This window comes from Conexibacter sp. DBS9H8 (genome assembly GCF_023330685.1).
Classification (GTDB): Bacteria; Actinomycetota; Thermoleophilia; order Solirubrobacterales; family Solirubrobacteraceae; genus Palsa-465.
This window is the reverse complement of record NZ_CP097128.1, coordinates 3,184,968-3,198,260: the sequence shown is the minus strand read 5'-3', so window position 1 is coordinate 3,198,260 and position 13,293 is coordinate 3,184,968. Positions and strand designations below refer to the sequence as shown.

The following is a 13,293-nucleotide window of genomic DNA, read 5'->3' as shown; positions in this document are numbered from 1 at the left end:
ACCGGCTCGTCCGGCCAGCTGGCCAGCCAGGCGGCGGCGACCTCCGGCGGTGGGCTGCCGGCCCCGATCGCGCCCGCGCGGATCGGCGCCATGTCAAGGCTCGGGTCGATCACATCCCGGCGCGCGATCTCAAACGGGATGCCGAGCCCATCCAGCAGGGCGCAGAACCGCTCGAGGCGCTCCTCGGAGTTGACCGACAGGCGCAGCGCCCCGTCCGCAGGCGCGACGGTCCCGCGGATCCAGCGGCGCGGCCCGTCCGGCTCGGTCACCTCAGTGCTCTCACCACGCCGGCGCAACTCGGCCTCCAGCGCCACCGTCATCATCATCCACCCCGTCGGCGGGCTCAAAGTCCGGGTGGCCCGACAGCGCGGCCAGCGCCCCGGCCGGATCGGGGGTGGCGAGCGTCGCCTCAATGAGCACGAGGGGATCCCCGTCGGTGTTGGCCAGTCGCGGGGAGGCGCTCCGCATCTCCGCGACCAGGTCGATCAGCGTCGGCAGGCCGGCGCCGATCACCTTGGACTGAAAGTCGCTCACCTCCGGTGCGGCCAGTTCGTAGTCGTCGATGAGCACGCCGACCGGTTCGGGACGCTCGGGCCGCTCGGGCCGGCCCACCCGTTTGCCGCTCCTGAAACTGGCTTTCCGGGATCGCGGCGTAGTGCTCGATTCCGGTGCAGAGATCGACGAGCCACACCCCGGGGGAGGGCGCCGTCGTGCGGACCCTGCCAGAGGCCGTAGGTGAGCGTGTCCAGCCAGCGGTGGGCGAGCTCGGCGTCCTCCGGGGAGGTCGACTCCGCGTGGGCGAAGCGCTCGAGCGGTCCGGGGGCCTCCTCGGCCTCCTCACCCTCCTCATCCTCGCCCCCGACGATCCAGGCGTGCTCGACGGCCAGGCCGCGCAGGTCTCCGATCAGGAGCGACCTCTACGCTACAGAAAGTGACATCACGGCGCTACAGAAAGTGCAGCACGGCGCCGCTTGCTCGGAGCGTTCTCTAGGGTCTGGGGGTATGGCACTCTCCACCGCACCCATCACCGCCGGCTCCCTGATCGGGGGCTACCTCGTCGCCCGCACGACCCAGCAGCGCCAACTCGGCGGCGCCGTCCTCGCCCTCGGTGGCGCGCTGTCGGCCCGCCAGTGGCAACGCCACGGCACCCCGACGACGGCGGTGCTGCTCGGCACCTACCTCGGCGGCTTCGGGATCTCGCACCCGCTCGCCAAGAAGATCGGCGCCTGGCCGGCCGTGCTCAGCGTCGCCGCGGTCTCCGCCGGGGCCAGCCACCTGCTCGCCGACCGTCGCGCCGACGTCCACACCGCCTGAGGCGCCGATCACAGGACGGTCGCGGGAGCGGCCGCCGCCACGGTTAGCATCGAGATCGTGCGCGTACTCCTCACCAATGACGACGGCATTGAGGCCGAGGGCCTCCAGACCCAGCGCCGGGCGCTGCTCGAACACGTCCCCGGGATCGACCTCGTCGTCGTCGCCCCGGACGGGAACCGGTCGGCGATGGCGCGGTCGATCACCACCCGGCGGCCGCTGTGGGTCAAGGAGGTCACCTTTCCGGACGGGACGGTCGGCTTTGCCACCGACGGCACACCGGTTGACTGCGTGCGGCTCTCGAGCCTCGGGATCGTCGCCGGCTGGACGCCGCAGCTCGTCGTCTCCGGGATCAACCACGGCTCGAACATCGGAGATGACATCACCTACTCCGGGACCGTCGCCGCCGCCCTGGAGGGGATCATCCTCGGCATCCCGGGCGTCGCCGCCTCCCAGCAGTCGACCGCCCTGGAGCTCGACTTCTCAGACGCCGGCGCCTTTGACTTCGCGCCGGCCGCCCGGTTCATCGCCCGGCTCGTTCGTGACCTCGAGGACGTCCCGCTCCCACCGGCGACGCTGCTCAACGTCAACTTCCCCGGCCGTCCGGCGACCGGGGTGAGGGTCGCGCGCCTGGGCAAACGGGTGTACCGGGACGAGCTGTCCCTCGTCCGCCAGGACGAGCGGGAGGGCCGTCACTACCGGATCTATGGGGACGCCGGGGCGGACCCGGAGGAGACGGGGACCGACATCGCCGCGGTGTCGGCGGGGGAGATCGCGATCACCCCGCTGCACTTCGATCTCACCCACCACGAGGCGATCGACGTGCTCAGCGCCCACGGGCTCGAGCGGCTCCTGCATGAGTGAGGCGGCGGCCGATCCGGCCGCCCGGGCGGCGCAGCTGCGGGCTGAGCTGAACCACCACGCCCGCCGCTACTACGAGCTCGACGATCCGGAGATCGCCGATGACGCCTATGACGCGCTGCTGGACGAGCTGCGGGGCATCGAGGCCGAGCATCCGGAGCTGGTCAGTGAGGATTCGCCGACCTGCCGGGTCGGCGCCGCACCGGTGTCCGACCTCGTCAAGGTCGCCCACCTCCAGCGGATGCTGTCGCTCGCCAACGCCCACAACGGCGAGGACCTGCGCGCCTGGGTGACACGGATGCGCAACCACCTTGCCCGGGAGGGGATCGCCGACCCGTCCTTCCGCTTCGTCGCCGAGCCGAAGATCGACGGGCTGGCGATGTCGCTGATCTACCGGGACGGAGTGCTCGAGCGGGGCGCGACCCGCGGGGACGGGGAGATCGGGGAGGACGTCACCCACAACGTCCGCACGATCGCGGTGATCCCGCCCCGGCTCGTCCTCGCCCCCGGGGAGACGCCGCCCGCCCTGGTGGAGGTCCGCGGAGAGGTGTACATGTCCCTGTCGGACTTCACCGCCCTCAACGAACGCCGGGCCGAGGCGGGCCTGTCGACGTTCATGAACCCGCGCAACTCGGCGGCCGGAACGATCCGCCAGCTCGACCCGCGCCTCACCGCCCAGCGGCCCCTCTCCTTCTGGGCCTACCAGGTCGGGGTCACCGACGGGCTCGAGCTGCACTCCCACACCGACGCGCTCGCCTGGCTGGCCGCCCACGGGTTCCCGGTCAACCCGGACATCACCACCCTCGACTCCGCGGAGGCGGTGATCGCCCAGTGTGAGGCGTGGGCGGCCCGCCGGGGCGCCCTCGACTTCGAGATCGACGGGGTCGTGATCAAGGTCGATGACTACGAGCTCCAGCGCCGGCTCGGGGTTGTCGGCCGCGACCCGCGCTGGGCGATCGCCTGGAAGTTCCCGCCGACGACCGCCAAGACACGGCTGCTGGCGGTCCGCTGGAACCCCGGCAAGTTCGGGGATCTCCACCCCTACGCCGAGCTCGAGCCCGTCCGGGTGGCGGGGGTGACGATCAAGCTCGCCACCCTCCACAACGAGGAGGACCTCGCCCGCAAGGACATCCGCCCGGGGGAGGACGTGATCGTCCTGCGCGCCGGGGACGTCATCCCCCAGGTGCTCTCCCCGGCCCCCCACGTCGTCGAGGCGGCCGACCGGCCGCCGCGGCCCCAGGTTCCCGCCCGCTGTCCGGTCTGTGAGACGCCGACGGTCAAACCGGAAGGGTCGGTGTTCACCCGCTGCCCGAACCGGGACTGTGCCGGGCGGCGCTGGCAGCTGCTGACGACCTTCGCCGGGGTGATGGACATCGTCGGGCTGGGGGAGAAGCTCGTCAGCCGCCTGATGGAGCTCGGCTGGGTGCGCAGCGCCGCGGACTTCTACCGCCTCGACGCGGCCCGGCTCGCGCAGCTCGACGGGTTCGGGGCCCGTTCGGCGGAGAAGCTCATGACCGCGATCGAGGCGTCCAAGGCCCAGCCGTTCGGGCGGGTGCTGTTCGCGATCGGGATTGAGGAGGTCGGTGCGGTCACCGGGGAGAACCTCGCCCGCCAGTTCCGCAGCATCGACGCGCTGCTCGCCGCCGGGGAGGAGGAGATCAGCCAGACCCCGGGGGTCGGACCGAAGATGGCCGCCGCCATCTGCGCCCAGCTCGCGGACCCGAAGATGGTCGCCCTGATCGAGGACCTGCGCGAGCTCGGGCTGCGCTTTGTCGAGGACGGACCCCCACCGGGGGAGGGGGCCCTGTCGGGGCTCACGTTCGTCCTCACCGGCACCCTGCCCGAGCTCACCCGTGAGGAGGCGACCGCCCTCATCCAGAACGCGGGCGGCAAGGTGACCGGCTCGGTGTCGAAGAAGACGAGCTACCTGATCGCCGGTGAGGCGGCCGGCTCCAAGCTCGCCAAGGCCGAGAGCCTCGGGGTGCCCGTCCTTGATGAGGCGGGGCTGGTGGAACTGCTCGCGACAGGGCCTGCCGCGGACAAGGAGAGCTGAACAGCCCGGTCACCGCCGCGGCGGCTGCGAAAACCCTCACGTTCAACGTGAGGGTGTTCCGCGGAACGCGGTTCAGGTCGCGCGGACCTCGGGTCCCTCGGCGAAGCTGAGCGGCTCGCCCGCGTGCTCGAGAGTCGCCTTGAACAGCGTCTTGTCGATCTTCCCGTGGAAGATCGGGACGCCCAGTGCCACGCACTTGCTGATCACATCCTGGCGGTCGATGCCGGCCTCACGTGCGAGCTCGGTGGGCGTCAGGTGGTTGGTCATAGGACTGTCCTCCTTTGTCGAGGTCCCTACCCGGATGATCATCTGAGTCTCCCACCAGAGACGGACGCGATCAACCCCGGGCGCTGAAGTCTCCGAACGGCTAAACGGTGTAAACTTGATCGAGTTACGACAGTTTTCTACGCCCGGATTGAGGAGGACGCATGCCCCTGACGATCGGTGACGACGCCCCTGACTTCACCGCCACGACCACAGCCGGTGAGATCCGGTTCCATGACTGGATCGGAGACAGCTGGGCCGTGCTGTTCAGTCATCCGCGCGCCTTCACCCCGATCTGCACGACCGAGCTGGGCTACATGGCCTCCATCAAGCCTGAGTTCGACCGTCGCGGGGTCAAGATCATTGCGATCTCGACCGATCCGGTCGACGGGAGCGCCAGGTGGTCTCAGGACATCGAGAAGATCCAGGGAACCGCGGTCAACTACCCGATCATCGCCGACACCGATCATGCCATCAGCAAGGCCTACGGCATGCTCCCCCCCGACGTGTCCGGCGATCCCACCGCGCGCACCGCGGCCCAGAACGCGACGCTGCGCAACGTCTTCGTCATCAACCCGGGCAAGAAGATCGCACTCGTATTGATCTACCCGATGACGACCGGGCGCAACTTTGACGAGATCCTGCGCGTGATCGACTCACTCCAACTCACCGCCGCACATCAGGTCGGCACGCCGGCGCAGTGGCAGCCCGGTGAGGACGTGGTGCTCGCCGGTTCGGTCAGTGACGAGCAGGCCCGCGACCGGTATCCGGAGGGCTGGCGCCAGCCGCTTCCCTACATGCGGATCGTCCCGGCGCCCTGAGCGTTCGGCTGCTCCCCGTTCCCGACCCCGGTGCGAGCACCGCCCCGCGTACCCTCAACCTCGCCTTGAGTGTGTTCCGCGGAACGCGCATTCGCGGCGAGCGTCCTACACTGGGCCCGACTCGGGGCGTGGCGCAGCCTGGTAGCGCGCACCGTTCGGGTCGGTGAGGTCCCCGGTTCGAATCCGGGCGCCCCGATTGGCTCAACCACTGCCGACCCAATATGAGCCAGATGACGTCCAGCGATGGCAAAGTGAATCCGTTAGGTACGACGGGCGCTTGCCCTCACTGCGTTTCGGGATGCGATAACGGACTCTGCATGTGCGAGTCGCGTGAACCCGCATTTGTCCGCACCGCAATTCCCGGCCTCGGCAGGGTCGCGATTCCTTGTCTCGCCGATACCGAACCCAGGGCATGGCGACCCGCTGTTTACCGGGCCGGTGGAAGCGGTATCGATAGCTGGCGGCAGATCCCACGAGCGGTGGGAGCCTTGATTTCACGGTGACGCGGAACAACCGAGCGGTCACCAGTAGTGGGGTTCTCCCACATCTCGTGGTTGGCGCCCTCTCGTAGGAGCCGACAGCCGTGTTCCTGAAGATATCGCTCGAGGTCGCGCTTCTTCACGCAGCAATCTCAACGGATTCGACCAGCGCCCATCCCGGCTCCGGGATGCTCTCGCCGCGAGCGCGACGCTCGTCAAGAACCATCGAGATCGCATCAAGCACCATCGACCGTGCCTGCTCGAGGTCTTCGCCCTGCGTCTGAACCTCGGGCAGTTCGGGCACGTGCGCATAGACCCAGCCCTCGCCCGCGTCCTCGTAGACCACGTTGAACTTGAGCGCGCTCATCTGCGGAACGGTACCGCAGCACCTACCGGCGTCTGAGGCTTACCTCGACCAGGGCTGGGGGGCACGACGATCGCGTCCACCTGCGACCGTCTCAACCCCTCGCCATTGGTTTGGCGACCGAGCAGGCCGCGGCTACGTGAACGCTCCGTTTGTCGCATGGCGACGGTGATCCCTCAGCGCGAGCTGCGCAACAACGACGCCGAGATCCTCAATCGCGTCGAGGCGGGTGAGAGCTTCACCGTGACCCGCCATGGGGTGGCCGTCGCTGACGTGGTCCCCCATACGGGGACTCCCAAGCCGCCACGGTTCCCCAAGACCGCAGATCTCGTGTGTGCGCGGCGGCAGCTGCCGGCGCTGGAGTGGCAGACCTGGGTCCACGACATTCGTGCGAGCGACGGTTTCCTCGACGGCGATCTGACCTGATGCTCACGTCGGTGGCCCGCGCAGCGTGCCCCCGGCTCCCGCCGTCAGGGCTTCGGGGCGGAGGCCGCCGAACTCAGGTCCCACAGGGAGAGGCGCTCGATCTCCTGCACGTGGAGGGCCGACAGCTCCTCCAGCCGCTTGGCTCCCTCGGCGGTGAGGGAGAGGCGGACCGCCCGGTGGTCTGCGTCGTCGCGGGTGCGGGTGACGAGGCCGGCGGCGTCGGCGCGATCGACGAGCCCAACGACCGAGTTCTGGCGCAACAGCAGGTAGTCGGCGACCTCACCGATCGTCGGCCCGCGCGGATCGGCGTGGCCACGGATGGCGAGCAGGAGCTGATGCTGAGCGGCGGTGAGCCCGGCCGCAGCAGCCTGGACCTCGCTCCAGCGGAGGAAGTGGCGCAGGCCGGTGCGGAGGGCGAGCAGGCGCGTATAGGTCGCATCGTCGAGCGGCTGATCTCCCACGATATGATCGTAACACGATATATTTGCGGAGCGGTGGATTTCCCGGGCCGCCCGCCGCCCCGGCTCTCACCCGCCGAGGAAGCGGCGGATCAGCGCCTCGGTCTCCGGGGTGCCGGCGGCGGCGCTGATCGCCGCCGCCTCCGCGTCGAGGTGCTCGGCCAGCGGCCGGCTCCAGCTCTCACGGATCAGGCGGCGGGCGCTGGAGAGGGCGTGGCCGGGCCGGGCGGTGAGGGCGGCCGCGGCCGCCCGGGCATGGGTGAGGGACTCCCCGTCCGGGCAGACCGTCGAGACGATCCCGAGCGCCTGGGCGGCCTCAGCACCCAGCGGGGCGGCGGTGAGGATCAGCTCGGTCGCCCGGCGCTGACCGACCGCGCGGGGCAGCAGCCACGACATGCCGCCGTCGGGGGTGAGCCCGACGCTCGTGTAGGCGGTGACGAACCGCGCCGAGGTCTCGGCGATGACGAGGTCGGCGGACAGCAGCAGCGACAGGCCGATCCCGGCGGCCGCCCCCTGCACGGCGGCGAGCACCGGCTTATCGGCGCGATCGAGGGCGAGGACGGCCCGGTGGGCGGTGTCGGCGAGCTCGCGGATGAACGCGGGCCGGTCCGGCGCGGCCGCCATCGCGCTCAGGTCACCGCCGCCACAGAACCGCGCCCCCGCACCGGCGAGCAGCAGCACGTCCGCGGCCGGGTCGCCGAGCGCCCGGAGGATCGCCTGCTCGAGGGACCGGGCGACGTCGAGGTCGACCGCGTTGGCCTGGGCGGGCCGGTTGAGGGTGATCGTCGCCACCTGCTCAGAGGCCGCATAGAGCACAGGCGAACCGGCAGACATTGGCTGGGCCTCCTCGGTTGGGGGTTCGGATCAGGGGAATACGGGCCGGTTGCCGGCGGGCCTCATGCGGGGACGAGCCCGGCGAGGCGGGTGTGGATGATCTCCTCCGCCTCGGTCATGATCCGCTCGACGAGCTCCTGGCAGGTCGGGACGTCGTGGATGAGCGCCTGGGAGAGCCCGGCGCTCCAGATCCCCGCGTCCGTGTCCCCGGTCTCATAGACGAGGCGGCCGCGCTGGCCCGAGACGAGGTCGCGGACGTCCTCGAAGCTGCCGCCCGCCTTCTCGATCTCGACGACCTGCTCGGAGATCTTGTTGCGGGCGACCCGGGCGGTATTGCGGAAGGAACGGAAGATGTGCTGGGTCATCCGCTCGTCCGCGTGGACGAGGTGGGCCTTGACCTGCTCGTGGATCGGCGATTCGGCCGTGCACATGAACCGCGTGCCCATGTTGACCGCGTCGGCCCCGAGGGCGAGGGCGGCGACGAGACCGCGGGCGTCGGCGATCCCGCCGGAGGCGATCAGCACACAGTCGAGCTTGTCGGCGGCAGCGGGGATCAGCACGAGGCCGGGGACGTCGTCCTCACCGGGATGGCCGGCGCAGTCGAACCCGTCGATCGAGACGGCGTCGACCCCGAGCGACTGGGCCTTGAGCGCGTGGCGGACCGTCGTCGCCTTGTGGATCACCTTGATCCCCGCCGGCTTGAAGATCTCGAGGAACGTCGTCGGGTCGTTCCCGGCCGTCTCCACGAACGGCACGCCGGCCTCAACGATCGCCTGGGCGTACTCCATGTACGGCGGCGGGGTGATCGACGGGAGGATCGTCAAGTTGACGCCGAAGGGCCTGTCGGTCAGCTCGCGGCAGCGGGCGATCTCCCGGGTCAGGTCCTCCGGGGTCGGCTGGGTAAGCGCCGTGATGTGCCCGAGGGCGCCGGCGTTGGCGACGGCGGCGACGAGCTCGGCCCGTCCGACCCACTGCATCCCGCCCTGGATGAGCGGATGCTCGATCCCGAACAGCTCCGTGAAACGCGTTCTCATCTGCCCATTCTCCTCAAGGTCGGTCGGTGGGGTCAGCGCGGCGCCATCCGCAGCGCGCCGTCGAGTCGGATCACCTCGCCGTTGAGCATCCCGTTGGTGACGATGTGCTCGACGAGGTCGGCGTACTCCTCGGGACGGCCGAGGCGCGGCGGGTAGGGCACGGTCCCCGACAGGGACGCACGGGCGCTGTCGGGCAGTCCGGCGAGCATCGGCGTGTCGAACAGGCCCGGCGCGATCGTCATCACCCGGACGCCGCGGCCGGCGAGCTCGCGGGCGACCGGGAGGGTGAGCCCGACGACGCCGCCCTTGGAGGCGGCGTAGGCGACCTGGCCGATCTGACCGTCGTAGGCGGCGATCGAGGCGGTGTTGACACAGACGCCGCGTTCGCCGCTCTCGCCCTCGGGCGGGTTCTCGACCATCGCCCCGGCGGCACAGCGCAGCGCGTTGATCGTGCCGAGCAGGTTGACGGCGATCACCTTCGCGAAGCTCTCCAGCGGCGTCGGTCCCTCCCGGCCGATCAGCTTCGCCGGGGTGCCGAGCCCGGCGCAGCAGACGGCGATCCGCAGCCCGCGCGGCGTCGCCGTGGCGGCGTGGGCGACCGCGGCGGCGGTGCTGTCGGGGTCGGTGACGTCACAGCCCACGGCGCTGGCGCCGATCTCATCGGCGAGGGCGCGGGCGCGGTCCTCGGTGAGGTCGGCGACGGTCACCGCCGCGCCCTCGGCGGCGAGCCGGCGGGCGGTCGCCTCACCGAGGCCGGAGGCGCCGCCGAAGACGATCGCCCCGGCATCCTTGATCTCCATCGTGGGCTGCTCCTGTCGGGTGGGGTCGGGGTCGGGGTCGGGGTCGGGGTCGGGGTCGGGTCGGGCGTGTCGGGGCGCGGGCGGGCGGGGACCGACGGCGGTCAGTCGCGCGCGAGATGGCGGGCGATCACGAGCCGCTGAATCTGGTTGGTCCCCTCAAAGATCTGCATCACCTTCGCCTCGCGCATCATCCGCTCGACCGGGAAGTCGAGGGTGTAGCCGGCGCCGCCGAGGACCTGGACGGCGTCGGTGGAGACGCGCATCGCCGTGTCGGTCGCCACGAGCTTGGCGATCGAGGCCTGGCGGCTGAAGGGCAGTCCGGCGTCACGGCGGCGGGCGGCCTCGAGCATCGTCGCTCGCGCGCTCTCCACCCCGGCGGCCATATCGGCGAGGAGGAAGCCGAGCCCCTGATGGTTGATGATCGCCGTCCCGAAGGTCTCGCGCTCCTTCGCGTAGGCGACCGCGTGGTCGAGGCAGGCCTGGGCGAGCCCGACGGCGACCGCGGCGATCCCGAGCCGGCCGGAGTCGAGCGCGGCGAGGGCGATCCCGAGGCCGTCCCCCTCGGCCCCGATCAGCCGGTCAGCCTCCAGGGTGACGTCGTCGTAGGTGAGCGTCGCCGTCGTCGAGCCGGTGAGCCCCATCTTGCGCTCGGGCGGATCGACGCTGAGCCCGGGCGCGTGGCCGGGGGAGAGGAAGCAGGAGATCCCCCGGCGCGGATCGTCGGAGGTACGGGCAAACAGCGTGTAGAAGTCCGCCTCACCGCCGTGGGTGACCCACGCCTTCGCGCCGGTCACCCGGTAGCCCCCACCGTCGGGGTCGCGGCGGGCGCGGGCACGCATCGCGCCCGGGTCTGAGCCGGCATCGGCCTCAGACAGGCAGTAGCCGCCGAGCAGCCGGCCGCCGAGCATCTCCTCCAGCCAGCGTTCCTTCTGGGCCTCGGTGCCGTAGGTCGCCAGCGCCCAGCAGGACATCACGTGGACGCTGAGGCCGACGCCGACGCTCGCCCATGCCCCGCCGATCTCCTCGAGCGCCTGCAGATAGATCTCATAGGGCAGCGCCGAGCCGCCCCACGCCTCCGGGTAGGGCATCGCGAGCAGGCCGAGCTCCCCGAGCCGGCGAAAGACCTCGCGAGGGAAGTCGTGGCGCTCCTCATGGTCGGCGGCGATCGGGGCGAGCTCACGCTGGGCGAAGTCGCGGGCAAGCTCGACGACCGCCCTCGCCTCCGGGGACTGAATCAATCGCGTCGCTCCCATACGAGGGACGGTACCACAGTACGTACTGTGGTACTACCGTACACTCGCTCGCGTGTCTCCGGCCGCCTCGGAACGTCCGTCCCGGCAGTCCGACCTGCTCGGGCACCTGCTCGACCTCTTTCTCGCCGAGGGGTTCGCCGGCTTCACCCTCGCCGATCTCGCCGACCGGCTCCACTGCTCCAAGAGCACCCTCTACGGGCTCGGGCACTCCAAGGAGAGCCTCACCGTCAACGTCGTGGTCGCGTTCTTCCGTCAGGCGACGGAGGCGGTGGAGGCGGCGACGGCCGCACAGTCGACCCCGCCGGACCGGCTCGTCGCCTACCTGCGGGCCGTCGCCAAGGCCCTCCGTCCCGCCTCGGCGGTCTTCATGGCCGACCTCGCCGCCCATCCGGGCACCGCCGCGGTGTATCAGCAGAACACCGAACTGGCCGCGCGGCGGGTCGGGGAGCTGATCGAGGAGGGGATCACCGGTGGCGCCTTCCGGCCCGTGCACGGCGCCCTCGTCGCCGACGTCGCCGCGGCGACCATGCGCCGGATCCAGACCGGCGCGCTCGGGAGCGCCACCGGGATGGGGGACGCCGACGCCTACGATGCGCTCGCGGACCTCATTCTCCACGGGGTCAGCGCCTGACCGGCGCCGGCGGCCCCGCTCGCTCTTACCAAGTCCTGCAGTTGACGGCATAGCATTCAGCTCCTGATGGCTGGCCCGAAGCATCTGTGGTCTGGAGACTGGGAGCGGGAGTCCGGGGCGCGGGCGCCCGGAGAGTCCTCCACGGCGACGCCGCCGCCCACCTGGCCGGCCGCCCCGCCGCCGCCCGAACCACCCGGAACCTCGCGGCGCCGCCGTCAGCTCAGCGCCGCCGCGCTCGTCACCCTCGGCGTGATCGTCGCCGTCGTGATCGCCGGCCTCGCGGTCGCGCTCACCTCCGGGTCGGGTGGCTCCGCCGCGCGGACCTCCGCCCAGGTGCCCGCCCCGACGGTCGGCCCGAACGGCTCCGGGGGCGCGACGATCCTCCCCTCAACCCCCCAGACGACCCCGCCGCAGACGACGCCGGCGCCGACGACCCCGGCCGCCGCCGCGCGCGTCAACGTCGGCCCGACCTACACCTGGCTGGGGATGGCGCTGACCGACAGCTCCTCCGGGGTCACCGTCGACACGGTCGCCGGCCGATCACCGGCCGCGAGCGCGGGCGTCGACCCCGGTGACGTGCTCCAGACCGTCGGCAACCGGCCGGTCAACACGGTCGGTCAGCTGCGGTCGGTGACGGCGGCGCTCAAGCTCGGCCAGCGCGTCGCGCTCACCGTCAACCGGGGCACGACCCTGGTGACGGTGACGGTCACGCTCACGGGCCGCCCCGTCCGCCAGTCGTGAGCTTTGGCGCACCGCTCGTCCTGCTCGGTCTGCTCGCGCTCCCGGCGCTCGCGCTCCTTTACCTCGGCGAACAGCGCCGCCTCGCCCGCGCCCGGGCCGCCTTCCTGCGCCCGGCCCTCACCGCCTCGGTGCTGCCGCGCCGCCCCGGCGCGCGCCGCCACGCCGCCCCGATCGTCCTCGCGGCCGGCCTTGCGCTCGTCATCGCCGCCGCCGCCCGCCCACGCCATCACGTCCGGGTGCCGGTGAAGGCGGCGACGGTGATGCTCGCCAACGACGTCAGCGACTCGATGGCCGCCCGGGACGTGTCACCGAGCCGTCTCGGGGCGGCCCAAAAGGCCGCCATCGCCTTCACGCACAGGGTGCCTGCGACGATCGCCATCGGCTCGCTCGACTTCGCCCGCCGCCCGGCGCTGCTGCAGGCCCCGAGCCGGGACCATGCGCTCGCCCGGGCCGCCGTCGCGAGCCTGAAGATCGGCGGTGGCGGGACGGCGATCGGGGAGGGGATCCTCACCGGCCTCAGCGCGATCGCGACCGCCCCGCGAATCGATCACCATGAGCCGCCGGGGGCGATCATCCTCCTCTCGGACGGGACCTTGAACGTCGGCGTGAGCCCGCAGAGCGCCGCGGCGACCGCACGGCGCCGGCACGTGCGGATCTTCACGATCGCCGTCGGGACGGCGGCGGGGACGATCCGCGGCCGCGTGCACGGGAAGGAGGCGACGATCCCGGTGCCCGTCGACCCGAGCGAACTCGCCCAGATCGCCGCGATCTCCGGGGGCCGCTTCTACCGGGCGCCCGACGCGGCGCGGGCCGGGGCGATCTACGCGCTGCTCGCCCGCCGGCTCGGGTTCCGCACGGTGACACGCGGGCTCGCGTGGCTGTTCGCCGCGGCCGGGCTCGCCCTCGTCCTGATCGCCGGCGGCCTGTCCCTGACCTGGTTTGGAGAGCTCGGATGAGTGAGAA

18 protein-coding genes and 1 tRNA gene are annotated in these 13,293 nt (G+C 71.5%); 10 read left to right on the top strand and 9 right to left on the bottom strand.

The window, feature by feature from the left end; translation table 11 throughout:
• Positions 1-279: 279 nt before the first annotated feature.
• A complete protein-coding gene (locus M3M55_RS15275; RefSeq protein WP_249010365.1) occupies positions 280-612 on the bottom strand; it encodes a hypothetical protein in 333 nt (110 codons plus the stop codon).
• A gap of 182 nt (positions 613-794) precedes the next feature.
• On the opposite strand from M3M55_RS15275, the gene M3M55_RS15270 reads away from it, so the two are divergent.
• The 4 genes from M3M55_RS15270 (at position 795) to ligA (ending at position 4,225) form a co-directional block, all read left to right on the top strand.
• On the top strand, positions 795-935 hold the full coding sequence (locus M3M55_RS15270; protein ID WP_249010364.1) for a hypothetical protein: 141 nt from the start codon (positions 795-797) through the stop codon (positions 933-935).
• A 67-nt stretch (positions 936-1,002) separates the two neighbouring features.
• Positions 1,003-1,314: a hypothetical protein gene (locus tag M3M55_RS15265; RefSeq protein ID WP_249010363.1), complete on the top strand. Its 312-nt coding sequence runs from the start codon at positions 1,003-1,005 to the stop codon at positions 1,312-1,314.
• A 57-nt stretch (positions 1,315-1,371) separates the two neighbouring features.
• Positions 1,372-2,175 carry a 5'/3'-nucleotidase SurE gene (gene surE, locus M3M55_RS15260; RefSeq protein WP_249010362.1) on the top strand — a complete coding sequence of 268 codons (804 nt, stop codon included), beginning with the start codon at positions 1,372-1,374 and terminating at the stop codon, positions 2,173-2,175.
• Positions 2,168-4,225: an NAD-dependent DNA ligase LigA gene (gene ligA, locus M3M55_RS15255; RefSeq protein WP_249010361.1), complete on the top strand. Its 2,058-nt coding sequence runs from the start codon at positions 2,168-2,170 to the stop codon at positions 4,223-4,225. The genes surE and ligA overlap by 8 nt, the downstream gene beginning before the upstream one ends.
• A gap of 72 nt (positions 4,226-4,297) precedes the next feature.
• Here the strand turns inward: ligA and M3M55_RS15250 are convergent, their stop codons facing one another.
• Positions 4,298-4,492 carry a hypothetical protein gene (locus M3M55_RS15250; protein WP_249010360.1) on the bottom strand — a complete coding sequence of 65 codons (195 nt, stop codon included), beginning with the start codon at positions 4,490-4,492 and terminating at the stop codon, positions 4,298-4,300.
• 161 nt (positions 4,493-4,653) lie between these two features.
• Here M3M55_RS15250 and M3M55_RS15245 point away from each other — a divergent pair, with 161 nt between their 5' ends.
• Both M3M55_RS15245 and M3M55_RS15240 read left to right on the top strand, forming a co-directional pair.
• Positions 4,654-5,310, top strand: a complete 657-nt coding sequence (locus M3M55_RS15245; protein WP_249010359.1) for a peroxiredoxin — start codon at positions 4,654-4,656, stop codon at positions 5,308-5,310.
• Positions 5,311-5,432: 122 nt separating this feature from the next.
• Positions 5,433-5,506, top strand: a tRNA-Pro gene (locus M3M55_RS15240).
• A 231-nt stretch (positions 5,507-5,737) separates the two neighbouring features.
• On the opposite strand, the gene M3M55_RS17665 is transcribed toward M3M55_RS15240, so the two are convergent.
• Together M3M55_RS17665 and M3M55_RS15235 are read right to left on the bottom strand one after the other, a co-directional pair.
• Complete coding sequence (locus M3M55_RS17665) at positions 5,738-5,932, bottom strand: type II toxin-antitoxin system HicA family toxin (protein WP_371878705.1); 195 nt, start codon at positions 5,930-5,932, stop codon at positions 5,738-5,740.
• Complete coding sequence (locus tag M3M55_RS15235) at positions 5,929-6,156, bottom strand: type II toxin-antitoxin system HicB family antitoxin (protein ID WP_249010358.1); 228 nt, start codon at positions 6,154-6,156, stop codon at positions 5,929-5,931. Before M3M55_RS15235 ends, M3M55_RS17665 begins: the two co-directional genes overlap by 4 nt.
• Before the next feature lie 156 nt (positions 6,157-6,312).
• On the opposite strand from M3M55_RS15235, the gene M3M55_RS15230 reads away from it, so the two are divergent.
• Entirely contained in the window at positions 6,313-6,579 is a 267-nt protein-coding gene (locus M3M55_RS15230; RefSeq protein ID WP_249010357.1) for a type II toxin-antitoxin system Phd/YefM family antitoxin, read from the top strand.
• Positions 6,580-6,623: 44 nt separating this feature from the next.
• Here the strand turns inward: M3M55_RS15230 and M3M55_RS15225 are convergent, their stop codons facing one another.
• The 5 genes from M3M55_RS15225 to M3M55_RS15205 form a co-directional block, all read right to left on the bottom strand.
• Positions 6,624-7,040 carry a MarR family winged helix-turn-helix transcriptional regulator gene (locus tag M3M55_RS15225; protein WP_249010356.1) on the bottom strand — a complete coding sequence of 139 codons (417 nt, stop codon included), beginning with the start codon at positions 7,038-7,040 and terminating at the stop codon, positions 6,624-6,626.
• A 66-nt stretch (positions 7,041-7,106) separates the two neighbouring features.
• Positions 7,107-7,871 carry an enoyl-CoA hydratase/isomerase family protein gene (locus M3M55_RS15220; RefSeq protein ID WP_249010355.1) on the bottom strand — a complete coding sequence of 255 codons (765 nt, stop codon included), beginning with the start codon at positions 7,869-7,871 and terminating at the stop codon, positions 7,107-7,109.
• 62 nt (positions 7,872-7,933) lie between these two features.
• A complete protein-coding gene (locus M3M55_RS15215) occupies positions 7,934-8,905 on the bottom strand; it encodes a nitronate monooxygenase family protein (RefSeq protein WP_249010354.1) in 972 nt (323 codons plus the stop codon).
• 32 nt (positions 8,906-8,937) lie between these two features.
• Positions 8,938-9,705, bottom strand: coding sequence for an SDR family NAD(P)-dependent oxidoreductase (locus M3M55_RS15210; RefSeq protein ID WP_249010353.1), 768 nt, complete (start codon positions 9,703-9,705; stop codon positions 8,938-8,940).
• Between the two features lie 101 nt (positions 9,706-9,806).
• On the bottom strand, positions 9,807-10,958 hold the full coding sequence (locus M3M55_RS15205) for an acyl-CoA dehydrogenase family protein (RefSeq protein WP_249010352.1): 1,152 nt from the start codon (positions 10,956-10,958) through the stop codon (positions 9,807-9,809).
• Positions 10,959-11,010: 52 nt separating this feature from the next.
• On the opposite strand from M3M55_RS15205, the gene M3M55_RS15200 reads away from it, so the two are divergent.
• The 3 genes from M3M55_RS15200 (at position 11,011) to M3M55_RS15190 (ending at position 13,286) form a co-directional block, all read left to right on the top strand.
• On the top strand, positions 11,011-11,589 hold the full coding sequence (locus M3M55_RS15200) for a TetR/AcrR family transcriptional regulator (RefSeq protein WP_249010351.1): 579 nt from the start codon (positions 11,011-11,013) through the stop codon (positions 11,587-11,589).
• A 66-nt stretch (positions 11,590-11,655) separates the two neighbouring features.
• Entirely contained in the window at positions 11,656-12,330 is a 675-nt protein-coding gene (locus M3M55_RS15195) for a PDZ domain-containing protein (protein ID WP_249010350.1), read from the top strand.
• On the top strand, positions 12,327-13,286 hold the full coding sequence (locus tag M3M55_RS15190; protein ID WP_249010349.1) for a VWA domain-containing protein: 960 nt from the start codon (positions 12,327-12,329) through the stop codon (positions 13,284-13,286). The genes M3M55_RS15195 and M3M55_RS15190 overlap by 4 nt, the downstream gene beginning before the upstream one ends.
• The last annotated feature ends 7 nt before the right edge of the window (positions 13,287-13,293 follow it).